Below are 24255 nucleotides of genomic sequence, written 5' to 3'. Positions count from 1 at the left end.
CATAACCTTATTCCAAAGCATAAGCACGGTATTCGTCACCTGAAGCCGTACCCATTTTACCTCCACCACAGGAGATGACGATGTACTGTTTGCCATCCACTTGGTAGGTGATGGGAGTGGCATAACCACCAGCAGGCAATTGATCTTCCCACATTTTTTGTCCAGTCTTCATGTTGAAGGCGCGGATTTTTTCATCCTTGGTGGCAGCAATAAACAGTACCCCACCTTTGGTGATTACGGGGCCGCCGTAATTTTCAAGCCCTGAAACAGGGACATTGGGGTCGTCCAGACTTTTCTCATGACCCAAAGGGATTTTCCAAAGATATTCGCCTGTGTTCAGGTCGATGGCATTCAATGTGCCCCATGGCGGTTTTACCACAGGATAACCTCTATCATCCTTAAACCGTGCAAAACTGGCTACGGAATAGGGTACATCAATTTTGATTTTTTCCACCCGATGGTCCTTAGCTTGTTCCCTATCGGTCAGGAATTCAGCCAATGCATCAACTTCATCTTCGGAAAGATTAGGCATTCCAGGCATGGCGCCCCTTCCTTTTTGTATGATGGTCTTGATGGAATCAGGCTGCAAGCGTAATTTCACATTTTGAAGTTCAGGAATTCCCGCCAGTCCTTCCAGCTCGCCACCATGGCAACGGGCGCAATGAATTTGTGCCAAGGACTGCCCCATATGGGTATTGTTATCCCCTCCAACAGCCTTCATTTTAATAATCCATGCCATTTCATTTCCGTTCACGTACATGACCCCGTTTCGAGGATCAACAGCAGCGCCTCCCCATTCCGCACCTCCATCGGCACCGGGAAAGAGGATTACGCCTGTGGTATCCATTGGTATAAATTGCCCGTTGGAGGTTATGGACTTGAATTTTTCCAAAACGGTTGGGGCATCATCACTTTTGTTGCCCTTCACCAAGTCATCCACAAAGGCTTTTTCGTTGGGAGCATATAGGTCGTTCTCGGTCAAAATTTGACGTGCAAAGGGTTCTGGTTTCAAGGGAAGGGGTTGTGTGGCATAGGCCTTTTCACCTATCAGTTTGGAACTGGGATAGGCTTTTTCCTCAACAGGAAACAAGGGCTCGCCCGTTTCTCGGTTGAACACAAAAACATGCCCGCTCTTGGTTACTTGTGCCACGGCGGGAATGATTTTTCCATCTCTTTTAATTTCCAATAAATTGGGTGGAGCGGGTGGGTCACGGTCCCAAATATCATGGTGCACCATTTGAAAATGCCAAATACGTTCCCCGGTTTTGGCATTCAATGCCAAAAGGGAATTGGCAAAAAGATTGGCTCCTTCCCGATCTCCTCCATACCAATCAAAAGCGGCAGATCCGGTGGGGATGTAAACAATGCCCCGTTCAAGGTCCATGGCCATGCCAGGCCAACTGTTGGCGCCACCGACCGTTTTGTAGGCATCGGTAGGCCAAGTATCAAAACCAAACTCACCAGGTTGTGGAATGGTATGAAAGGTCCAGACAATCTTTCCTGTAATTACATCATAAGCACGGATATGTCCTGGAGAGGCTCCGGGTCCTTCACCAACACGAGTACCCTGGATCAGTATATTTTCAAAAATGGCTCCAGGGGTATTGGATACCACAGACTGTTTTTCGGGATCCCGACCTAGACCTTCCCTTAGATCGATACTTCCATTATTTCCAAAGGAAGGAATGGGTTTGCCCGTTGCAATGTCGATGGCAAAAAGTCGTGGTCCAGAAGTAAAAAAGAAGCGACTGGGTTCATCACCTTTAGATTTCCAATAGTTCAGTCCTCGGTTCATACCCAAGCCGGATTCGTCTTTGGAAACAGGTTTGAATTTCCAAATTTCCTTGCCGCTAGTGGCGTCGATAGCGAAGAGTTCTATGGCAGCATTCACTCCATAAAGAACGCCATCAATCACCAATGGGCTGGTCTGGATTTGTGTAGTTCTTCCTTCTTGAAGCCCCCCACTTTTATAGCTCCAGGCCAATTTTAATCGGCCAACGTTTGCGGTGTCAATTTGGTCGAGGTTGGAGTAGTGGGTGCGCTCCGGGTCGCCTAAATAATGTTCCCAGGTGGTAAAGTAGTCTTTGCTGGAAGGTGTGGTTTTTTCATCTGAACAGGATGCCAATAGGGCAACCAACAGGAAAAGCGAAAATCGTTTCATGTGCATTGGAAGGTTTCCTAAATATAGGTTTTAAAAAGGGAAACTTTTGAAAAGGAGGTTAAAAAAGGAAATCTACCACATCCTCAATTTTGGAAACTTTTCGGATTTGGATCCCCGTGTTCTTTAAGCCGATTTTATTGTTTTTGGAAACAAAAATGGTGGAGAAGCCTAGTTTTTCAGCTTCCAGAATGCGTTGGTCCACGCGCTGTACGGGACGGATTTCCCCGGCAAGGCCTACTTCCGCGGCAAAACAGATGCCCTTTTCAATTGATATGTCCGCATTGCTGGACAATATGGCGGCCATGACAGCAAGGTCGATGGCGGGATCGTCCACAGAAATGCCCCCGGTGATATTCAAAAAAACATCCTTGGCGGCCAATTTAAACCCTGCCCTTTTTTCAAGAACAGCCAAAAGCATATTCAAGCGTTTAGCGTTGAACCCCGTAGCGGAACGCTGTGGTGTTCCATAAACGGCAGTACTTACCAATGCCTGAATTTCTATCAACAATGGGCGCATGCCTTCCACAGTAGCCGCAATGGCGGTTCCACTTAAATCTTCCTCATTTTTGGAAATCAATACTTCAGAAGGATTGTTCACTTCGCGTAGTCCACTTCCTTGCATTTCATAAATGCCCAGTTCAGCCGTAGAGCCAAAACGGTTTTTTAGCGAACGAAGGATTCTGTAGACGTAGTTACGATCGCCTTCAAATTGGAGAACGGTATCCACCATATGCTCCAAAATCTTTGGTCCCGCGATGGTTCCGTCTTTGGTGATATGTCCCACCAAAATAACGGGTGTGTGGCTTTCCTTGGCGAATTTGATCAGCTCTGCGGCACACTCACGGATTTGGGAAATGCTTCCAGCCGCGGATTCAATATAATCGGTGTGCAAGGTCTGGATGGAGTCGATGACCACCAAATCGGGTTCCAAGGCGGCAATCTGTTGAAAGATGTTTTGGGTCTTGGTTTCAGTGAGGATGTAGCAATTTTCGCTTTTGGGTTGAATACGGTCCGCACGCATCTTGATTTGTCGTTGGCTTTCCTCACCGGAAACATAAAGGGTTTTATACGGTAGTTTTAAGGCAATCTGAAGTAATAAGGTGCTTTTCCCTATTCCTGGTTCTCCGCCCAACAACGTTAAGGAACCGGGAACTAATCCTCCGCCCAAAACACGATTGAACTCTTGGTCCAACGTATCCAAGCGAAGTTCTTTTTCGTGTGTGATCTCGGAAACACGAAGCGGTTTGCTGGCCTGTTTTACCGATGAGGTATCGGTTTTCCAACTCCTTTTTTCTTCCTTCTGGACCACTTCTTCCACAATGGTGTTCCATTCCTTACAAGAAGAACATTGGCCTACCCATTTGGCATATTGGGTGCCACAGTTTTGGCAAAAAAAAGCTGTTTTGGTCTTGGCCATTCCTCAAATTAGGTGAAGGCCTAAAGATATGGATTTAGATGGAGGATTGGACTATCGGATTTTTGGATTGCTCGATTTTTGGAAAGAGATGTCCAATCATCTAAATGTCTAACAATCCAATAATCTAATACCCAAAATCTGCTTTAAGGGCATCAATTTTTTCAAGGGCCATATCCTTGGTCAAGAAATCGATTTCCTCCATTTGGAAGGCTTTTTCGAAGGTCTTGAAAGCTTTCTTGGGCTCTCCGATCTGCTCATAATATTCCCCTTCAAAATAAAAACCCATCATGGTATCAGGATATTGTTTCTTGCAAAGTTCCGCCAACGGTTTAAGGGATTCATAATCCTCCTTTTTCCTGCAAGCGGCATAAATGGCCATAATATCGTTCAGTTCCACAGGCTTGGAAAAACCGAAGAGGTCCTCGATCATGGTATATCGGTCCTCCAGATATTTAAAGGCTGGTTCGGTGGATGTCAGGATGCTGGTCTTGTACTCCTTTGGACTAATGGGCCTGAAGATTTTGAACACATTGTCAAAAGCCTTGGTTATACCATAGGCCGCGATGGAAACATGGTCTGCATGCTCATATTCATCAAAGAAATAATGCAGGGATTCCTTGGTGATGGAATTGATACTGTGGTTCATTTGAAGGATTCGCTGCCTATCGTCCGAAGCTTCCTTTTCTACGATCACATTGTAAAAAATGACTTGGTCTAGGGCTGATAATCTTTCAGGGACCCTATTTTCCATTTCGGGGGCAAATATGGGTGAAATGCTCACATAAGCATTGAAAAAGGACTTGTCCTTGAACAGAAAGTAATTGCCAAAATTGGCCGTAATGTCATAGCCGATGAACATTTTGAAGGGTGCTACTTTGTATGTCGTCGCCAAATAGGGAATAAGTTCCGTGCCCAAAAATTCGTAGAACATTTTTCCTTTTTCGGTCGGTAGTCCCGATTGTTCATCATAGGCACAATCTTCTTGTCGGATATCATTTTTTCCTTGATCCACACCCACAATGATCACTTCCGGCATGCGGTCCATTCGGCTTTGGAACTTGGCGTTGGCAACCACAAGGTCGAACAAGTACTCGGCATCCAAAACCACCAAAAGGGGATATGTTTTTTCTTCGGAATAGTCCTCGGGAAAATAATAGGAAACATTCCTTCTCTCCTGTAGTTTGAAGGATTCAAAAATCTCCTTTTTGACTTGGGCACCAAGTTTCAGGCCCAACAAGCCTATTAAAACAACTAACAGCCGTTTTTTCATTGGTTAAGATTTAGGTGGTCGGGGTTTACCGATTTCTATTCAATAACGGTAATACTATGAAGGATATTGTACCGAAGATGACCACCATTAAGGTCTGCGCGATCCACATGATCCAACCAAAAGCATCGCCAGAAACGGAAGAGATTCCATAAATGCCCAATGCCGCACTTACTGCAATGGGATAGAGGCCGATTCCCCCATTGGTGGTAGACATGGCGAAGGCACCAAATACGAACCCGACCAAGAGTTCGCTCAAGGAAAGTGGGATGGTTTCGGTTACGGTATACTTGATGACCCAGAACATGCCAAAATAGGCAGCCCAAATGAAGAGGGTATGAAAAATGAACGGCCATTTTTTCTTCATTTTGAAGACGCTGAGCACGCCATCCAGCAAGCCATTCAAGAAAGATTTCAATTTATTGGCAAAAGGAGATTTGGACCTTCGGATGATGTATGTTCCTATAAAAAGTCCAACGATACCCACGGTCAAAATTCCTGCGGCACCAATCAGGTTGACCCCTTTTTCTTCCAAAAAAGACAGGATAATATCGGTCTGCAGCCCCAAGGTGACCATAATGATAAGCAACAACATCAAAAGATCGATGACCCTTTCCGTAACGATAGTGCCGAAACCTTTTTCAAAGGGGACGCCTTCATAGGTGGTCAATGCCGTGGCCCTTAAAAATTCTCCCGATCTGGGAATGCCCAAATTGGCAAAATAGGAGATCAGGACTATGAACACATTGTTGATGATCTTGGGTTTGTAGCCCATGGGTTCCAAAAGATAATTCCAACGGATGGCCCTGGAAACATGGCTTAAAATTCCAATGATCACCGATATGCTCACCCAGAAGGGGCTTGCATTGGAAATATAATGGATGATTTCCTTTCGTTCTTCGGGCGTGGTGGAGTTATAGGAATACCACACCAAAAAGAGCCCAAAGGCAATGGGAACAAAAATCTTCAGGAATTTTTTAAGGGATTTGCCCAAGACTAGTTGAGTAAATTGGTGGCTTCGTTCGGGAAGACCAATGCTGGATTGAAGACTTTCGCCTCCTCAATGTCCATCCAAGCATATGTGATCAGGATCAACACGTCGCCAACGGCCACTTTTCTGGCGGCGGCACCGTTCAGGGTAAGTTCCCCAGAACCTCTTGGCCCGGGAATGGCATAGGTTTCCAATCGTTCACCGTTATTGTTGTTTACGATCTGTACCTTTTCGCCCCTAATAATGTTGGCGGCATCCATCAGGTCCTCGTCAATGGTGATGCTTCCAATATAATTAAGGTCGGCGCCGGTTACCTTTACCCTGTGAATTTTAGATTTTACAACTTCTACTTGCATGGTGCAAAATTATCAATTCAATCTTAGATTATCAATTAAGCGAACTCCGTCTGCATAAACGGCAATAAACGCCCTGTATTTTTGGTTGTCCTGTTTTTTTAACATGGGGGTCAAGGTAGCCTCGTCGGTTATCTCGAAATACTCCAGGTTGAACGCAGGATTTTTTTCAAATTCGGATTTTACCCAATCCGCGATGGTTGTTGCACTTTCCGTGCCAAATTTTGATTTGGTTGCCTGAAGGGTTTCATGGATAAACCCTGCCTGTTCCCTAGTCGTTTTGGATAGCCTTTCATTACGGGAACTCATGGCCAATCCGTGCGGTTCCCTTTCAATGGGGCAGCCGATAATGGTATAGGGGAGTTTTTTGATCTCGGCCATTTTCCTGATAATCTGCAACTGCTGAAAATCCTTTTCGCCAAAATAGGCTTTGTTAGGGGCCACGGTTCTGAGCAAAAGCTCTACAATGGTCCCGACCCCATTAAAATGCCCGGCCCTAAATTCCCCTTCCATGACCTTGTCCAGCCCATCGAACTCATAGGATTCCGATTTTACGTGACCGCCATAGATCTCATCCACGGTCGGGGCAAAGACCACAATTTTTTTGGATACGGTTTTCAAGAGATCGATATCCCTTTCCAAACTTCTGGGATATTTTTCAAGATCATCTTTTTTATCAAATTGGGTAGGGTTCACAAAAATGCTCACCACGACCAAATCATTTTCCGAAAGTGCTTTTTTGACCAAGGAGATATGCCCCGTGTGCAAGGCCCCCATGGTGGGTACAAGGCCTATGGTACGGTTTTTTTTTCGTTCCCCTTCCAGGTACGAAACAAGCTCCTTTTTGCGGTCAAATAAATGCATCTCAAGGTTTAAAGGCGTGCAAAAATACTATAAATACTGGTAATCAGCATAATTTTTGTACTTTTGCAGCTACGTTTTTCAGATAAACAAAAGAAAGTGTTTATGAATGGTAAAAAGGTATTGTTTGTATCTTCTGAATTAGTCCCATACCTCCCAGAGAATCCAGTTTCCTTAATGTCGTACGAAGCGCCACGAATGGTCAATAGCAGCGGGGGGCAAATACGGATTTTTATGCCAAGGTACGGGAATATCAATGAAAGAAGGCATCAATTACATGAGGTAATACGTTTATCCGGGATGAACCTGGTCATTAATGACATGGACATGCCCTTAATCATTAAGGTAGCGTCCATTCCTAGGGAACGGATCCAGGTTTATTTTATTGACAATGATGAATATTTTAAGCGGAAGGCCACTTTTAGGGATTCGGAAGGAAATCTTTTCCCTGACAACGATGAGCGTGCTATTTTCTTTGCCAAGGGCGTAGTGGAGACCGTCAAAAAATTGAACTGGTCACCGGATATTATCCACGTACACGGTTGGATGGCCTCTTTATTGCCGCTTTATCTACGAAAATATTACTCCGATGAACCTTTGTTCGCAGACAGCAGGATCGTGACCTCCGTATATGGTAAAGGTTTTGAGGGGAACCTAGATATGGAAATGATCAACAAAATTGCTTTTGATGGTATTGATAAAGATGAAATCTCGGCTCTGGTGCAGCCCGACTATAATAATTTGTTAAAGGTTGCCGTAGATCATTCCGATGCTGTTATTTTAGCCTCGGATGAATTGGAGGGGGATTTAAAGGAGTATATCGACAATCTTTCCAAACCTGTTCTGCCCTACGTTACGCTGCAAGAAGCGGAAGAGGCATACACTAATTTCTATAAAACAGAGGTTTTAAAATAAATTGCATGAGATTTTCCAAGATCTTTAAAGTTTCGGCCATGGTTGGAACTTTGTTTCTACTGATGGCTTCTTGTGATGATGAGTTGGATACCATTGGCGAAGGAGTGGTTTCGGGAGAGCCCTTTACCACAGGGAAGGTAGAATATGATGTTTTTGCCTTTAACAAAGGCATTACGGCCGTGCAGACCAATAAATTGCCATTATACCAGTTGGGAACGTATAACGATCCCGTGTATGGAAAGAGGAAAGCTAGCATTATATCGCAGCTCAATTTGCCCGGCACCCCGGTTACTTTTGGGGATTTGTCCCAAGCCTCTGAAGACAAGGCAGAAACGGATGACAGTGCATCTACTGTTGTGGAAAACGAGACCGTAAAGGAGGTATATTTGTACATTCCTTTTCAATTGCCACCTTCTGCCGATAGCGACGGGGATGGTGTGGATGATGAGTTTGAAAGTGGGGATGATGTAAACGACCCCAACTCCGATTGGGATGGTGATGGTGTAACGGATAACCAAGAAAGAATTCTAGGTTCCAATCCATTTGACCCCAATGAGGATGGAACTGGCGACAACTTTGTGGCCAATAGCTACCCAAAACGATTCGACTTGGATAGTATTTATGGGGATAGGACCAAGACCTTTAACCTGACTGTTTCAAGATCGAACTACTTTCTTCGGGATTTGGATCCCAATACGGGCTTTGAAGAGGCCCAAGAGTACTATTCCAACCAAGATTTTTCAGCTTTTATAGGGGAAACCCTTTTCAACGGAGAGGTGACCATCAATAATGAAGATATCCTTTTCTTCAAGGAAGATGACCCAGATACGGAGGATGTGGACGAATCTACCCAAGTGGACACTAGACTCAATCCTGGGATACGCGTACCATTGGATAAGGATTTTTTTCAACAGAACATTTTGGATAAAGAGGGGGAAGCTGAGTTGTTGAATCAGTCCAACTTTAAAAATTTTCTCAGAGGAATCTATCTCACGGGAACCGGCATGGATGAACTGATGTTCCTGTTGAATTTGACCGAAGCCAATATTACCATTACTTATGAGTATCAGGATTATGATACCGAAGCCGAGGATACTGTAACGGCCGAAAAGAATTTTGTGCTGAGTTTGTTGACAAGCAACAGCACAACCGGAATTGTTGGAAATGCAGTCAACGTATTTGAAAATGAAGTGCTTCCGTCGGATATTGCCAGTGCTTTGGATAATGGGGAAAACGCTTCCAGGATCTATGTGAAAGGAGGAGTTACCCTGGCAGAGATCAGATTGTTTGACGAAGCTGAAAACGGCGGAGCAGAGATTATCAATCAGATCAAATCCAAAAAGTGGGTGATCAATGAGGCCAACTTGGTGTTTTATGTGGATAGGGAAACCTTGGATATGGCAGGAGAGCTAGTGGAACCACCAAGATTGTATTTGTACAATGGAGAGACAAGTATGCCTTTATATGATGTGTCTAATGAAATTGGCACAACGGCGACAACAACGAACCCCCTAAGGTATTATCTTAATCATGATGGAATCCTTGAAAAGGAAAATGACCTGGGAATCAAATATACTATAAGGATAACCGAGCACATCAACAACATTATTGTAAGGGATTCCACAAATGCCAAATTGGCATTGACCATGACCTCAAATATTGGTTTTCCCAATGTTCGGGAGGCAGTGGACAGTGGTATGCAAGGAGTGTACTATCCAGTTATGTCAACCGTAAGTCCATTGGGAACCATACTTTATGGTAGTAATGTGGAGGCAGGGGAAGAAGCCAAGAAGTTGAAATTGGAAATATTTTATACCGAGGCCAATTAAGATACTGCTGATAGATGAAATCTGGACTTTCATCGTTTTAAACAACCATATTTATAAATTTACACGTATAGATTATAAATTTGATGACCACTTACCCCCCAATAGTGGACATTAACTAAAAGAAAAGCTTATGTGTGGAATTGTAGGTTATATAGGTCATCGGGAAGCCTATCCCATTCTTATTAAAGGACTCCAGAGATTGGAGTACCGAGGTTATGATAGTGCAGGAATAGCACTGTTCGATGGAGAAAACACCCATCTCTCCAAGACAAAAGGAAAGGTGGAGGATCTAAAGAAAAAGGCAGAAATATCAATTCCTACATCCGGAAAGTTGGGGATTGGCCACACTAGATGGGCTACGCACGGTGTTCCTAACGATGTCAATTCACACCCCCATTATTCCAATTCTGGAGATTTGGTCATTATCCATAATGGAATCATCGAAAATTATGATGCCATCAAACAAGCACTCATCAAACGCGGATACACTTTTGAGTCAGATACTGATACCGAAGTGCTTGTCAACTTAATAGAAGAAATAAAGAAAAAGGAAGGGGTTAAACTGGGTAAGGCGGTCCAGATTGCGCTTAACCAAGTGGTTGGAGCTTACGCCATTGCAGTTTTTGATCGAAACAAGCCAGATGAAATCGTAGTGGCCAAATTGGGAAGTCCCTTGGCCATTGGTATAGGAGAAAACGAATACTTCATTGCTTCCGATGCTTCGCCATTTATCGAATACACGAACAATGCAGTGTATTTGGAAGATGAGGAAATGGCCATTGTGCGTATTGGTAAGGAAATCAAATTACGCAAGATCAAGGATGATGCCATAGCATATCCCAATATTTTGGAACTCCAATTGAACCTGGAGGAAATAGAAAAAGGGGGGTACGACCATTTCATGCTCAAGGAAATCTATGAACAACCCAGGGCTATTCTGGACACGTATCGTGGGCGACTTTTGGCTGATAAGGGAATCATAAAAATGGCGGGAATTGACCAAAATTTGGAAAAATTCCTTAATGCCAACCGTATTATTATTGTGGCCTGTGGAACCTCATGGCACGCAGGGCTGGTTGCCGAATACATTTTTGAGGATTTGGCCCGTATACCTGTTGAGGTCGAATATGCTTCTGAATTTAGATATAGAAACCCCGTCATCACTGAAAAGGACGTGCTTATTGCCATCTCCCAATCTGGAGAAACGGCTGATACTTTGGCGGCCATTAAACTGGCAAAGGAGAAGGGAGCTTTTGTGTTCGGGGTCTGTAACGTTGTGGGTTCATCCATAGCCAGGGAAACCCAAGCCGGTGCCTATACCCACGCCGGACCCGAGATCGGAGTGGCATCCACCAAGGCATTCACGACCCAAATAACGGTATTGACCTTGATTGCCCTAAAACTGGCATACGAAAAAGGAACCCTTTCACAATCCAAGTATCATGAGTATTTGGCAGAGTTGGAGGGAATTCCGGCCAAAGTGGAGAAGACTTTGTTGTCCAATCCTGTGGTGGAAGAAATCTCCTATATATACAAAGAATCCCCTAACTGTCTTTATTTGGGTAGGGGTTATAATTTTCCGGTGGCTTTGGAAGGAGCACTTAAATTGAAAGAAATCAGTTATATCCATGCCGAGGGATACCCTGCTGCAGAAATGAAGCACGGCCCCATTGCCTTGATAGACGAGCAGATGCCCGTAGTGGTCATTGCCACTAAAAAGGGACACTACGAGAAGGTGGTCAGCAATATACAGGAAATTAAGTCCAGAAAGGGGCGGATCATTGCCATCGTTACGGAAGGTGACCAATCTGTTAAGGAATTGGCGGACCATGTCATAGAGGTTCCTGAAACTTCTGAAAGCCTTTCGCCCTTATTAACAACAATACCTTTACAGTTGCTTTCTTATCATATTGCCGTAATGAGGGGTTGTAATGTGGACCAGCCTAGGAATTTGGCAAAATCGGTTACTGTGGAGTAACTTAAAAAATCAAGATATTAAATTTGAAAGTGCCCATTTGGGCACTTTTTTTATTAAATACGTATATTATCTCATGGATTTTTAACGAAAAAGTATTATGCACGCATAATTTTTTTCATATTTGTATCATGGAAATGGAAAATAATGTATCTTCCATTTCCATTACTTGACTTGTACATATAACTAAATTAACTCTAATCCATAGATGATGAAAAGACTCATGTTCATTTCCCTGATGCTGCTAGGTGTTATCTCCTATGCCCAGACCACCATACAGGGAAAAGTAGTTGACGAAAATAACGAGCCCATTCCAGGGGCCAATGTGGTTTTGGTAGGTAAAGCAGAAGGTACCACCACGGACTTCGACGGTAACTTTACCTTTAACACTTCGGAACGACCACCCTTCCAATTGCGCTTTACCAGTATCGGTTTCTCCGATTTTGTGGCCAGCGTAACATCCAATAACCAAACTTTGTCCATCACCTTGAAAGAGGCCAATACTTTATTGGATGAAATTGTGATCTCGGCTTCCAGAACACCTGAACGTATTTTTGAATCGCCTGTTTCTGTGGAACGATTCGGTCTCAAAGAAATCAAGAACACTACGGCCGAATCCTTTTATGGAGGACTCCAAAATTTGAAAGGAGTGGATATCAACACAAACAGTTTAACATTCCAATCCATCAACACAAGGGGTTTTGCCACTTTTGCCAACAACAGGTTCCTGCAATTGGTAGATGGGATGGACAATACCGCGCCAGGATTGAACTTTGTTTTGGGTAACTTGGTGGGGATGTCCGAATTGGATGTGCAGAGTGTTGAGATCCTGCCTGGTGCCTCTTCCGCACTTTATGGTGCAGGTGCCTTCAACGGTATCCTTTTCATGAACAGTAAAAACCCTTTTGACTTTCAAGGAATCAGTGCGTATTTCAAGGGAGGGGTAACCGTACAGGATGCTGCTGGGAACAATTTTTATAAGGATTTTGGTGTAAGGGCGGCACACGCCTTCAGTGATAGGATTGCCGTAAAGGCCAATCTTTCTGTATTGACGGGTGAGGATTGGCATGCCAACAGCATTGTGGATTTGAACAACCCGGGTTCGGATCGTTCCAACCCAGCTTATAACGGATTGAATGTTTATGGTGATGAGGTATCAACAACGTTGAATTTTGATGCGGCGGCTGGATTGCCCACAGGAACAGTTGGTTCTGCCGTGGTATCAAGAACGGGATATGACGAAGCCGTTTTGGCCGATTATGGAGCGGAAAGTGTAAAAGCGGATTTTGCTGTTCACATTCGTCCTTTCGCCGATGACTTTGAGATTATCCTGAATAGCAGAATAGGTAGGGGAACCACCATTTACCAAGGAGCCAACCGTTATGCGGTAAGTGGTTTCACCATGCAACAACATAAGCTGGAACTTAAGAACAAGAATTTCTTTTTGAGGGGATATATCGTTTCCGAAAATTCAGGGGATGCCTACGACACCCGATTTGCCGCCATCAACGTGAACAGGGCTTGGAAATCGGATGTTCAATGGTTTACCGATTATGCATCTACCTACATTCCAGCTTACTTAGGGGGCATTCAGCAAGGTGGCCTTACGCCTGAACAGTCCTCTACACAGGCACATGTTGCCGCGAGACAAGCAGCGGACACTGGAAGATTGATGCCTGGTACGGCGGCTTTCCAAAGTGCCTTTAACCAAGTCATCAACAATGGGGATTTGACCACTGGGGCCAAGTTTATCGACAAGACCAAATTCAGGCATATCAATGGTAATTACAATTTTGCCCATTTGATCGATAACTGGGCCGATCTTCAAGTGGGAGGTTCTTTCCGTGAATATGTGTTGAACTCACAAGGAACCATCTTTACGGATATTGATGGTCCTATTTCTTACAATGAATATGGTGCCTATGTACAGCTTCAAAAGAAGTTTATGGATGACCGTTTGAAATTCACTGGTTCTGCCCGTTACGATAAAAATGAGTTTTTCGATGGTTTTGTTTCTCCAAGGGTTTCCTTGGCCTATACTGCGGGGGAAGATAGGAACCACAACATTAGGGTTTCCGTCCAGCAAGGTTTCAGGAACCCCACTACACAGGATCTGTTTATTGGATTGGATGCTGGCTCTGCCGTATTGGTGGGATCTGCCCCTTCCAATTTGGATAGGGATATAAGAACTTATAATGTAAGCCAAGCCGCTCAAGATAATCTTGGACAACCCACAATGGTACAAATAGTGGGTCGAGCTGCTTACGAAAATGCCTTTTCAACTGGCTCTTTGGGAGCTGGGGCTCCTAGTTATGTAGAAACACCTTTGGTAAAACCTGAGGAGATTACCGCTTTTGAAGCAGGATATCGAGCCCAGATAGGAAAGTTTACTATCGATTTGAGCGGATATTATAACAAGTATTCCAGCTTCTTGGCCAACACTGCAGTTGCGGTACCATTTTATGGTGAAACAAAGGGTATAATTGATGGTGTGCCGGGCAATGTTGATTCAGAGGGAAATACCATAGATGTAGATCCTGTTCAACAGCAAAGAGCCTTGCAAGCCCTAGGGAATGGAGATTATCGAATTTACCAAACTTATACCAACTCTGATGCGGATATCAATTCCTTTGGTGGAACCATTGGCGTGGATACCAAATTGGGTAATTTTGACCTAGGCGTAAACTATACTTATGCAGAATTGGATATTGACAGAGGGCTTTATCCAGATTTAAGGACCAACTTTAACACACCTAAGCATAAGGTAAAGGCCCATTTTGGTAATACCAATCTATTCAAGAATTTTGGTTTTAATGTAAACTACAGATGGAGCGACAGCTATTACTGGGAAGCTTCCTTCGCAGATGGTGACATTCCTGCCTTTACGGTTTTGGATGCACAGATCAACTATGCCGTACCATCCATGAAGTCCGTCTTCAAGGTGGGTGGCTCCAATATTTTGGGAGATGAATACTACACCGCCATCGGTACAGGTTTTATAGGTTCCATTTATTATCTATCTTGGACCATAAACCCTTAATTGGCAGTAAAAAAAGATAAAGGAAGGCACTGATTTTTTCAGTGCCTTTTTTCTTTTAAAAAAAGCGAAAATCAGTTTCTGAATAAAAATGTAAAAGCATATCTTTGCAGCCGGAAAAAAAACGGTTTTTTTCTTCGTATTCAATTAAAAATAAACACACTAATGTCTAAAGTTACAGGTAAGGTTGCCCAAATTATAGGCCCAGTCATTGATGTTGAGTTTGAATCAGGGGTAGAGATCCCAAGGATTTACGATTCCCTTGAAATTGCAAAAGCCGATGGCTCCAAATTGGTATTGGAAGTACAGTCGCATATTGGTGAAAATACCGTAAGGACCATTTCCATGGACTCCACCGACGGATTGAGCAGAGGTGTTGAAGTAGTCGCTACCGGAAACCCAATCCAAATGCCAATCGGAGAGGACGTTTACGGAAGACTTTTCAACGTGATCGGTGATGCCATCGATGGTATGGAAAACCTACCTAAAACTGGAAGCAATGGACTTCCCATTCACAGGGAAGCCCCAAAATTTGAAGATCTTTCCACTTCTACCGAAGTACTTTTTACTGGGATCAAGGTAATCGACCTTATCGAGCCTTATGCAAAAGGGGGTAAAATCGGATTGTTCGGAGGTGCCGGTGTAGGAAAGACCGTATTGATCCAGGAATTGATCAACAACATCGCAAAAGGTCACGGTGGTCTATCCGTATTTGCCGGTGTTGGGGAGCGTACCCGTGAAGGGAACGACTTGCTTCGTGAGATGTTGGAATCAGGTATTATAAAATATGGTGAGGATTTCTTGCACTCCATGGAAGAAGGGGGATGGGACCTTTCCAAAGTAGATAAAAAAGCCATGAAGGAGTCCAAGGCTACCTTCGTGTTCGGTCAGATGAACGAACCTCCCGGTGCCCGTGCCCGTGTGGCGCTGTCAGGATTGACCATCGCGGAATATTTCCGTGACGGTTCCGGTGAAGGACAAGGAAAGGACGTACTTTTCTTCGTGGACAACATTTTCCGTTTTACACAGGCAGGTTCAGAGGTATCCGCCCTTTTGGGACGTATGCCTTCTGCGGTAGGGTACCAACCTACTTTGGCCACTGAAATGGGTGCCATGCAAGAAAGGATTACATCAACAAAAAGAGGTTCTATTACCTCTGTACAGGCGGTTTACGTACCTGCGGATGACTTGACGGATCCAGCGCCAGCGACCACGTTCGCCCACTTGGATGCCACTACCGTACTTTCCCGTAAAATTGCCGAGTTGGGTATCTATCCAGCTGTGGATCCATTGGATTCCACTTCCAGGATTTTGACCCCGGACATTTTGGGAAAAGAACATTACGATTGTGCACAGCGCGTAAAAGAGTTGTTGCAACGTTATAAAGAACTTCAGGACATCATCGCCATCTTGGGTATGGAAGAACTTTCTGAAGAGGATAAATTGGCCGTAGGTAGGGCAAGACGTGTACAACGTTTCTTGTCACAGCCTTTCCACGTGGCCGAGCAGTTTACCGGTATCCCAGGGGTATTGGTAGACATCAAGGATACCATCAAAGGATTTAACATGATCATGGACGGTGAATTGGATCACTTGCCAGAATCCGCCTTCAACCTTAAGGGAACCATTGAGGAAGCCATAGAGGCTGGAGAGAAAATGTTAGCCGAAGCGTAATGTCTTCCTGCGAAAGCAGGAATCCATATATAGCAAAGTCAAATTTTAAAAGATTCCCATTTGCACGGGAATGACAAGAGAATATGTACTTAGAAATCGTATCACCGGAAGCCACATTGTTCGCAGGGGAAGTAACCTCGGTTACCGTACCTGGGGTTGATGGGGAATTCCAGATGTTGGAAAACCACGCAGCGATCGTATCCCTTTTGCAGGAAGGCAATGTGAAGGTAAAAGGCAATATCACCATTGATGAAGCCTTTCAGGACAAATTTTCAAAGGGAAGCAATGGAGAGACCATCTTGGCGATCAACAGCGGTACCGTTGAAATGAAGGACAACAAGATCATTGTGCTGGCCGACTAAAACAAAATGAATTCATTCACACAAAAAAGCCGCTCCTTGGAGCGGCTTTTTTATTGTAAAACGATCAGATGCCATTCCTTTTCCCCAGAAGGATAGATTTTGATTGTTTTGAATCCAATGGTAGCATGTGCCGCCAAAGACCTTGTGTTTTTACCATCCACTTCAGTGATAATGGTATCAAAACCTGCTGGGAGCTTTTCTTTCATGGTAAGGTACAAATTGCGGAATACTCCCCTTCCCCGATGGCTTTTAGCTACACAGACCTGCCCCATCGCCATATATCCATTTTGGCTTTTGACCACCTTGTTGATTTCCTCGAACATAGGTCTGAGCACTTCAATTTCATCGGCAAATTTGGGATGCATACAAAGGGCATAACCCACAACTTGATTATCTTCAACAGCGATGATATGTCCGCAGACATCGTTCATGGCCTTCAGGATATCCATGGTGTGTTCTACAGTGACAAAGCCTTCCTTTTCCCGTTCTTCGGAGGAAATATTTTTAGGTAAATTTTGTTGTTGAAGGGCCAGAATCTGTTCCAACTCCTCCAAGGTTGATGCCTGCTTATAGAAGATCATCTACTCCACTTTGAGCCAGTCCTTGCGATGTTCCAACATCTTTTTGGATGGTTTTTGCTCCTTGTCCTCCATCAAACTGAACGAATAATCTGGGTTGGGTTCCAGGACAATGGTAGTGGTTTTTGGTATGTCAAACCTTGTAAAATTTACTTTCAAGGGAACTCCCATTTCAAATTGGCTCAGGTAATCCTCAAATTTTTGATCTGTATTTAAAGGGGCGTCATTAATGTTCAGGATAATGTCACCGTGGTCCAATCCCGCTTTATAGGCAGGGCTTCCTATTTTGGTGTTCCTCAAAATCGTGGCTTGTGAACCTTCGGCATCAATGGAGACGTATGCCCCAAAATAAGGCTCATTCATCGGTTGTTCCAAAAGTACCCCGGCAGCGTTCAACCATGGAGTGTAATCGGGCATATTGCTTTGGTACACATAATTGTTGAAAAAATCATCACCGAAGGATTTGCCTGCAAATTCAACCAATGCCGCCTGCAAATTTTCGAGGGTATAGGGAATTTCGGTCTTTCCGTATTTTACCCAAACAGACTTCATGAAATCATCCAAATTAAGGCCTTTTTCCCGAAGGGAAAGATCCAATGCCAGTCCCAATACACTTCCGTAGGAATAGTAAGAAATAAAAGTGTTTTCCCTGTTTACGGGATCTACCGAGGTAGCAGCATCCACAAATGGTGCCTGATAGCTCATTTCAATCACATTGAAAAATTGTCGGGCAGGGGAATTCCACACATAATTGAAGGTGCCTGCCAAGCCTTCCACGTATTCCTTGGGCGTGATCAGTCCGGCCCTACACAAGATCAATCCGGTATAGTAACTGGTAAAACCCTCGGCAAACCAAAGTTCGCCACTCATGTTGGCCGCTTCAAAATCAAAGGGCTCCAACGATTTGGGTCGGATGCGTTCCACATTCCATGAGTGAAAATATTCATGGGAAATAGTACCAATATTGCCATCCATGCCACCATCGGCCAAGCTACGGGTACTGGTGACAATGGTAGAATTGCGGTGTTCCATGCCATCGCCCGAGGCGTTGGGAATGTAACAGGCCAAAAAAGTATAGTTGCCATAATCATAATCAGGGAGCTCGCCATATACCTCCTTCTCGGCAAGGACCACTTTTTTCACTTTTTCAAAATAGGTGTTCACTTCTTCCTCCGTTCCATTATGGTGTAATGCCAGATTGATGGTTTTTCCATCCACCTCAAAAGAACGAAGCATATAATTACTGATCTCTGTGGGGCTATCCATAAAATAGCACAGGTTAGGAGCCGAATATGTTGTGCCGGAAACCAAAGGCAATTGCGTAGCTACTTTCCAATCCAGGTCTTCCCGAACATCAAAGGTGACCTCAATTTTACGGTCGCTCAATGCCGGAGCGAACATGAATGTAGCCGGAATGTTCAAATGGGCATGGGTTTCGTCAACCTGTGAGTAAGTACCCCCGCCCCTGTTGGCGAACAAAATGTATTCGATCTTGATGGTACCGTCATGACCGGAAACCAACCACTCGTAAGGGTTGGGGCGGGTCACTTTCAATGCATTGCCTTTACTGTCCGTAGCCTTGAAACCGTATACATTTTTGGCGAATTCGTGCAAAGCATACCGGCCAGGAGAGCTCCTGCTCATACGAAAGGCCACCGTTTCCGATTTCAGGTCTGGGAAAGTGGCATCAATTACGGCTTCGTGGTGTACCGCATTTTCAAAGGAAATGGTATACGAGTTGGTCTGTGCGCTCAGTAAAAAACAAAAGAATAGAGAGACAAGAGAGAAAGTGAATTTCATTTTCAGTAAGGTTTAAGAAGGACTAAGATACAGTTTAAAAACTGTAAGTACTACATTTGCTTTATGGAGAAACTGCCCAAAAAGTTACAATCCAAATTGGCCGAAAGAGAGGTTGGGAATGCATTGCGTTTTTTGCCGGCACAGCGCGATTTGATTGATTTTTCATCCAATGACTATTTGGGATTGGCCAGAAACGAAGAAATTTCCAAAAAGGCATTGCGGTTAGTGAAGAATGTTTCCCCAAAGAACGGTGCCACAGGGTCTAGATTGTTGACAGGGAACCATAAACTGTATAATCAGCTAGAGGATTTTTTGACCAGGCATCATGGTTCAGAATCGGCATTGGTCTTCAATTCGGGATACGATGCCAATATTGGTTTTTTCTCATCCGTTCCCCAACGTAGCGATATTGTGCTATATGATGAGTTGGCACATGCCAGCATTCGGGACGGTATTCAAATGGGACATGCCAAAAGTTATAAGTTCGCCCACAATGACCTTCAGGATTTAGAGCAAAAAATAAAGGCATTTCGAGCGCAGTCGAGAAGTGAATTGGAAATCTATGTGGTCACAGAATCCATTTTTTCCATGGACGGAGATTCCCCGGATTTACGATCACTGGCCATTTTGTGCAAGGAACAGAATTGTTTTCTAGTGGTTGATGAGGCGCATGCCACAGGCATTTTTGGACAAGGAAGGGACTTGGTTTCCCAATTGGGACTCCAAAATGAGGTCTTTGCAAGGCTCATTACCTTCGGCAAGGCCATCGGGTGTCATGGGGCCGCAATTCTTGGAAGCCAACCCTTGAAAGAGTACCTAGTCAATTTTTCAAGAAGTTTTATTTATACCACGGCCCTTTCCCCCCACGCGGTAGTCAGCGTTTTGTCCGCGTATCAGTATTTAAAAGAGCAGGGTGAACCCGTAATTCAATCTTTACAGGAGAATATCAGTTTTTTTAAATCTGAATCAGTACGATTACAGCTTTCTGAAAGGTTTATCCAAAGTAATTCGGCCATTCATTGTGCCATTATACCAGGAAACACAAAAGTGAAGCACATGGCCCGGGAGTTACAATTACAAGGGTTTGATGTAAAACCCATCCTTTCCCCAACGGTTAAGGAAGGAGGCGAACGTTTGCGGTTTTGCTTGCATGCCTTCAATACAAAAGAAGAAATTTCACGAATTTTGTCCCTGTTGAAAAACCTTATGGAAGGATGAAGACCAAGTTTTACACATTGGCCACTTTTGAATTTCCTGCGGATGCCCTTATCATCAAAGGAAAGCTGGAATCAGAAGGGATTGCTGTTTTTCTTCGTGATGAAGCGACCATCAACTCTGACCCACTGATCAGTACTGCCATTGGTGGCGTAAAACTTCAGGTATATTCTGCCGATAAGGAAGTGGCTAAGCAAATTTATGATGAGGTGAGGAGATATGCTTCGGACGATTTTGGTAACCCCATCCTTTGTCCAAACTGTAAGGCCGCAAAATCTGAAATTTACTACTCAAGAAATACGATTTTCTTTAAGCTATTTCCTTTTTTCGAACCGAGGAAGTATAAATGTATGCAGTGCAATTTTATCATAAAATACCCAAGATGACATTTTTTATAACGGGAATTTCAACTGAAGTAGGTAAAACCGTAGCCTCCGCCATTGTGGTGGAAGCCCTTGCAGCGGATTATTGGAAACCCATACAAGCAGGAGATCTTAATCACTCTGATAGCCATAAAATTGAAGCCTTGATATCCAATGATCGTACGGTGATACATCCCAATAGCTACGCTTTGAACACGCCCATGAGCCCGCACGCCGCTGCGGACATTGATGGTATTTCCATTCAGTTGGATAAAATTGTGCCACCAACCACAAAGAACGATTTGGTAATCGAAGGTGCAGGTGGATTGTTGGTACCTTTGAACAAGACCGATACCATTTATGATCTGATCCAACCCGATTACAAAGTAATCGTCGTGTCTAGACATTATCTGGGGAGCATCAACCACACCTTATTGACCATTGAAAAATTGCAACAGAAAGGCGTCGCGATCGGAATCATTTTCAGCGGTAACGAACATCCTACGACCGAGGAAATCATCCTGAAAAAAACCGGTGCTGTCTTTTTAGGCCGAATCAATGAGGAGAAAAAGTTTAACAAAGAAGTAGTCAAAAAGTACGCTGCAGCATTTCACGAAGCACTGTTATCATTTTAGCCTTTGATAAATAAGGCCACGATCCACCGTTGCCACTAAAGTATAATGTTCCGCCAAATAGGTATCGATATAGGCATTGTACTCCAATAATTTTTTATCGAAGATTTCCTTGCCTTTTCGTGCCACCAAGGTTTTGGGCTGAATGGTTTCCATAATGTATCGCAGTTCCTCCATTCCTGTTTGTCTTGGATTTTGCATATAAGGGAACAACTCTTCACGGGTAATATTGCTAGGATGTGTGGCAGCCTTTGTGGGTGGAGATACACCTAAAACCCAGTAGCCAATATGGTATTCGGTAAAGAAAATGTTTTCGGTTTCCAGATGATGGTCCGTAATATAACGGGGAACATCTACCCCTTCACCATTAAAAAATGACCCTTTTTTTATTTTGTTGGAAATGATGTTGGCATATTCCAAGTAGGATTCCATCGGAATCAAAAGAAGCAATACAATGATGACAGGCCTAAATTTTTTCTGAAGCGGGGGAAGTTTGGCAACCGCCATGCCCATGGGAATCAAAATAAAGGGGTACAATTGGATCAAGTAATGCCCGTTCACCTTTCCGGCCTGCATAAAGGACAGCAGGATGCCAAGGGTAACCGCAGTCAATAATTGTAGTCCCCTAGACTTGTAATCGATCAGGTTGGTTTTAAATCCAACAGCGAGCAAACCCAAGATTACAACCAAAAAAGGCATGGTTTTCAGTGGTGAATGGAATTTTCCTTCGGAATAGGCCATAGGGGCCTTAAAAATGGATTGCCACCAAATTTGCGTATTTCCTTCAAGGTAATAGGGTAACGCCGTGAGCAACACAATCAAAAAAGTGCCCAAGACCATTAGGGCCAAATTTACAATGGTCGAAGCTATTTTTCGTTGTTTGAATCCTTCCCACAACAAAAACAATCCCACCACAAACACGGGATAGGCCATGTTCAATTTGGACATGATGGATAACCCAAAAAGAAGCCCCGAAACCAAAAACAAATACCAGCGTGGTCTGCAGAACAACAGATACACTCCTGCCACAAAGAAGAGGGTACAGATATGTTCGGACATCACCCCCTGCAGACTGCCAAAAAGACTTTGGAAAAACACACAGAACAGGGCCACCCAAAAAGCAATTTTTTTGGAAGTGATATTTGAGGCAATGCCATACGTGAACAACGCAGTGATGGCGACCATCAACGAACCGAACAATCGTATCGCAATAAAGCTCTGTCCAAATATTTTGATGACCGAAGCAAAAAACAAAAAGGTGACGGGCGGTTTTAGGTCCCAAAGTTGGGTATAGGGCAAATGCCCATCGGCCCATGACTGTCCCATGATGATGAAGGTACTTTCGTCACGATCCACATAATCCCTAAAAAAGAATGGAAACCGGATTATTAGGGCCACCAACACCAAAATAAAAAGGACCCGTTTCCAATTCAGGTCTTCATAGTCTCGAATTACAAATGGATTATGCATGGTCTGGGTCGGTTTTATTGGTCATTAATGATCATCTTTGCAATATAGATAAATTGAATGTTTTGAGAGATTCCGTAGCACTGGAAAAATTGTCGGAAAGGGATAAAAAACACCTTTGGCACCCCCTGACCCAGCATAAGACCCATCCGGAAATGTTGGGCATAACAAAAGCCCAGGGCGCTTTGCTGTATGATGAGGATGGAAAGGAATATGTAGATGGCATTTCATCATGGTATACGTGCATGTATGGGCATTGCAACCCATTTATTCTGGAAAGTGTAATGGAACAGATGCAAAGCTTGGACCAGGTGGTTTTCAGTGGTTTTACCCATGAGCCAGCCGTGCGGCTTTCAGAGGAACTCGTCAAAATTCTACCTAAGAATCAACAAAAGCTGTTTTTTTCCGACAACGGTTCCACGGCTACCGAAGTGGGCATCAAAATGGCGTTGCAGTACCATTTCAACAAGGGTCAAAAACGCAATGTATTGCTGGCTTTTGAAGAAGGATTTCATGGCGACACCTTTGGTGCTATGTCGGTTTCGGGGCTTTCTGTTTACAATGGCCCGTTCGAGGATTTTTTTATTGAAGTGGAGCGGATCCCAGTGCCAACACCGGAAAATATCGATTTCATTTTGGCCCAGTTGAAGAAGCGATTGAAGAACAACAACTTGGCCGGATTTATCTACGAACCTTTGGTTCAAGGAGCCGCTGCCATGAAAATGCACGATGCCGAAGGTCTGGAAAAGATACTCGCATTGCTCAAATCGAACGGAGTGCTGTTGATCGCTGATGAGGTGATGACGGGCTTTGGCAAGACAGGCAAGAATTTTGCATCGGAATATTTGGAGACCCAACCCGACATCATGTGTCTGTCCAAGGCACTTACGGCAGGACTGATTCCGATGGGGTTGACCACGTGTACAGAAGAGGTGTACATGGCTTTTTATAGTGATGAAAAGGCCAAAGGCTTGTTCCACGGACATACCTACACGGCGAATCCGCTGGCCTGTGCCGCAGCTCTGGCAGCCTTGGAACTGCTCCAGACCGATGCCATTCAACAGAACATCAAAGACATTTCGGAATGGCATAGCGCGTTTGATGAGGAAATAAGAAACCATCCTCAAGTGGCTAATACAAGGCAATTGGGGGTAATCTATGCCCTGGATCTTAATGTGCAAATGGAGCGTTACGGTAATTTGAGGGACAAACTTTTTAAACACTTCATGGATCAAGGGGTCTTCTTGAGGCCTCTGGGCAACACGATTTACATTTTGGCCCCTTATGTGACCACCAAACCACAAATGGAACGGATTTATGGTGCGATAAGGTCTGTTGTTGGATTGGTATAAAACAAGG

At 44.0% G+C, this 24255-nt stretch carries 19 protein-coding genes; 10 read left to right on the top strand and 9 right to left on the bottom strand.

Annotated features, from left to right (window positions below):
* Window positions 1-7 precede the first annotated feature (7 nt).
* The 6 genes from D2U88_RS10375 to panC form a co-directional block, all read right to left on the bottom strand.
* Entirely contained in the window at window positions 8-2161 is a 2154-nt protein-coding gene (locus D2U88_RS10375; RefSeq protein WP_119640504.1) for an outer membrane protein assembly factor BamB family protein, read from the bottom strand.
* A 58-nt stretch (window positions 2162-2219) separates the two neighbouring features.
* Entirely contained in the window at window positions 2220-3578 is a 1359-nt protein-coding gene (gene radA / locus D2U88_RS10370; RefSeq protein ID WP_119640503.1) for a DNA repair protein RadA, read from the bottom strand.
* A gap of 124 nt (window positions 3579-3702) precedes the next feature.
* Window positions 3703-4848, bottom strand: coding sequence for an alpha/beta hydrolase (locus D2U88_RS10365; RefSeq protein WP_119640502.1), 1146 nt, complete (start codon window positions 4846-4848; stop codon window positions 3703-3705).
* Window positions 4849-4873: 25 nt separating this feature from the next.
* Complete coding sequence (locus D2U88_RS10360; protein WP_119640501.1) at window positions 4874-5839, bottom strand: lysylphosphatidylglycerol synthase transmembrane domain-containing protein; 966 nt, start codon at window positions 5837-5839, stop codon at window positions 4874-4876.
* 2 nt (window positions 5840-5841) lie between these two features.
* On the bottom strand, window positions 5842-6192 hold the full coding sequence (panD, locus tag D2U88_RS10355) for an aspartate 1-decarboxylase (RefSeq protein WP_119640500.1): 351 nt from the start codon (window positions 6190-6192) through the stop codon (window positions 5842-5844).
* Window positions 6193-6204: 12 nt separating this feature from the next.
* The gene (gene panC, locus D2U88_RS10350) at window positions 6205-7053 is read right to left on the bottom strand and encodes a pantoate--beta-alanine ligase (RefSeq protein WP_119640499.1); all 849 of its coding nucleotides are present in this window, start codon (window positions 7051-7053) and stop codon (window positions 6205-6207) included.
* Window positions 7054-7155: 102 nt separating this feature from the next.
* Between panC and D2U88_RS10345 the strand changes: the two genes are divergently transcribed.
* From D2U88_RS10345 to D2U88_RS10320, 6 genes are all read left to right on the top strand, one after another.
* Complete coding sequence (locus D2U88_RS10345) at window positions 7156-7965, top strand: glycogen/starch synthase (RefSeq protein WP_119640656.1); 810 nt, start codon at window positions 7156-7158, stop codon at window positions 7963-7965.
* A 5-nt stretch (window positions 7966-7970) separates the two neighbouring features.
* Complete coding sequence (locus D2U88_RS10340; protein WP_119640498.1) at window positions 7971-9794, top strand: DUF4270 domain-containing protein; 1824 nt, start codon at window positions 7971-7973, stop codon at window positions 9792-9794.
* A gap of 130 nt (window positions 9795-9924) precedes the next feature.
* Complete coding sequence (gene glmS / locus D2U88_RS10335; protein ID WP_119640497.1) at window positions 9925-11772, top strand: glutamine--fructose-6-phosphate transaminase (isomerizing); 1848 nt, start codon at window positions 9925-9927, stop codon at window positions 11770-11772.
* Window positions 11773-11980: 208 nt separating this feature from the next.
* Window positions 11981-14809 (top strand): TonB-dependent receptor, encoded by a 2829-nt coding sequence (locus D2U88_RS10330; RefSeq protein ID WP_119640496.1) that lies wholly within the window; start codon window positions 11981-11983, stop codon window positions 14807-14809.
* A 162-nt stretch (window positions 14810-14971) separates the two neighbouring features.
* Window positions 14972-16480 carry a F0F1 ATP synthase subunit beta gene (gene atpD / locus D2U88_RS10325; RefSeq protein WP_119640495.1) on the top strand — a complete coding sequence of 503 codons (1509 nt, stop codon included), beginning with the start codon at window positions 14972-14974 and terminating at the stop codon, window positions 16478-16480.
* Window positions 16481-16563: 83 nt separating this feature from the next.
* Window positions 16564-16842 (top strand): F0F1 ATP synthase subunit delta/epsilon, encoded by a 279-nt coding sequence (locus tag D2U88_RS10320; RefSeq protein ID WP_119640494.1) that lies wholly within the window; start codon window positions 16564-16566, stop codon window positions 16840-16842.
* Window positions 16843-16892: 50 nt separating this feature from the next.
* Here D2U88_RS10320 and D2U88_RS10315 read toward each other — a convergent pair whose 3' ends face one another.
* Both D2U88_RS10315 and D2U88_RS10310 read right to left on the bottom strand, forming a co-directional pair.
* On the bottom strand, window positions 16893-17423 hold the full coding sequence (locus D2U88_RS10315; protein WP_119640493.1) for a GNAT family N-acetyltransferase: 531 nt from the start codon (window positions 17421-17423) through the stop codon (window positions 16893-16895).
* The gene (locus D2U88_RS10310; RefSeq protein WP_119640492.1) at window positions 17424-19220 is read right to left on the bottom strand and encodes a M61 family metallopeptidase; all 1797 of its coding nucleotides are present in this window, start codon (window positions 19218-19220) and stop codon (window positions 17424-17426) included.
* A gap of 63 nt (window positions 19221-19283) precedes the next feature.
* On the opposite strand from D2U88_RS10310, the gene D2U88_RS10305 reads away from it, so the two are divergent.
* Genes D2U88_RS10305 through bioD form a run of 3 tightly spaced genes read left to right on the top strand, consistent with a single transcriptional unit; the run spans window position 19284 to window position 21432 of the window.
* Window positions 19284-20438 carry an aminotransferase class I/II-fold pyridoxal phosphate-dependent enzyme gene (locus D2U88_RS10305; RefSeq protein ID WP_119640491.1) on the top strand — a complete coding sequence of 385 codons (1155 nt, stop codon included), beginning with the start codon at window positions 19284-19286 and terminating at the stop codon, window positions 20436-20438.
* Window positions 20435-20821, top strand: a complete 387-nt coding sequence (locus D2U88_RS10300; RefSeq protein ID WP_119640490.1) for a putative signal transducing protein — start codon at window positions 20435-20437, stop codon at window positions 20819-20821. The genes D2U88_RS10305 and D2U88_RS10300 overlap by 4 nt, the downstream gene beginning before the upstream one ends.
* Window positions 20818-21432 carry a dethiobiotin synthase gene (gene bioD / locus D2U88_RS10295; RefSeq protein ID WP_119640489.1) on the top strand — a complete coding sequence of 205 codons (615 nt, stop codon included), beginning with the start codon at window positions 20818-20820 and terminating at the stop codon, window positions 21430-21432. Before D2U88_RS10300 ends, bioD begins: the two co-directional genes overlap by 4 nt.
* Here the strand turns inward: bioD and D2U88_RS10290 are convergent.
* Window positions 21424-22899: an ArnT family glycosyltransferase gene (locus D2U88_RS10290; RefSeq protein WP_119640488.1), complete on the bottom strand. Its 1476-nt coding sequence runs from the start codon at window positions 22897-22899 to the stop codon at window positions 21424-21426. The genes bioD and D2U88_RS10290 overlap by 9 nt on opposite strands.
* Window positions 22900-22961: 62 nt before the next feature.
* Here D2U88_RS10290 and bioA point away from each other — a divergent pair, with 62 nt between their 5' ends.
* Window positions 22962-24248 (top strand): adenosylmethionine--8-amino-7-oxononanoate transaminase, encoded by a 1287-nt coding sequence (bioA, locus tag D2U88_RS10285; protein ID WP_235855771.1) that lies wholly within the window; start codon window positions 22962-22964, stop codon window positions 24246-24248.
* The last annotated feature ends 7 nt before the right edge of the window (window positions 24249-24255 follow it).

Source organism: Flagellimonas aequoris, from assembly GCF_003584165.1.
GTDB classification, from domain to species: domain Bacteria; phylum Bacteroidota; class Bacteroidia; order Flavobacteriales; family Flavobacteriaceae; genus Flagellimonas; species Flagellimonas aequoris.
This window is presented reverse-complemented; position numbering and strand designations above follow the sequence as displayed.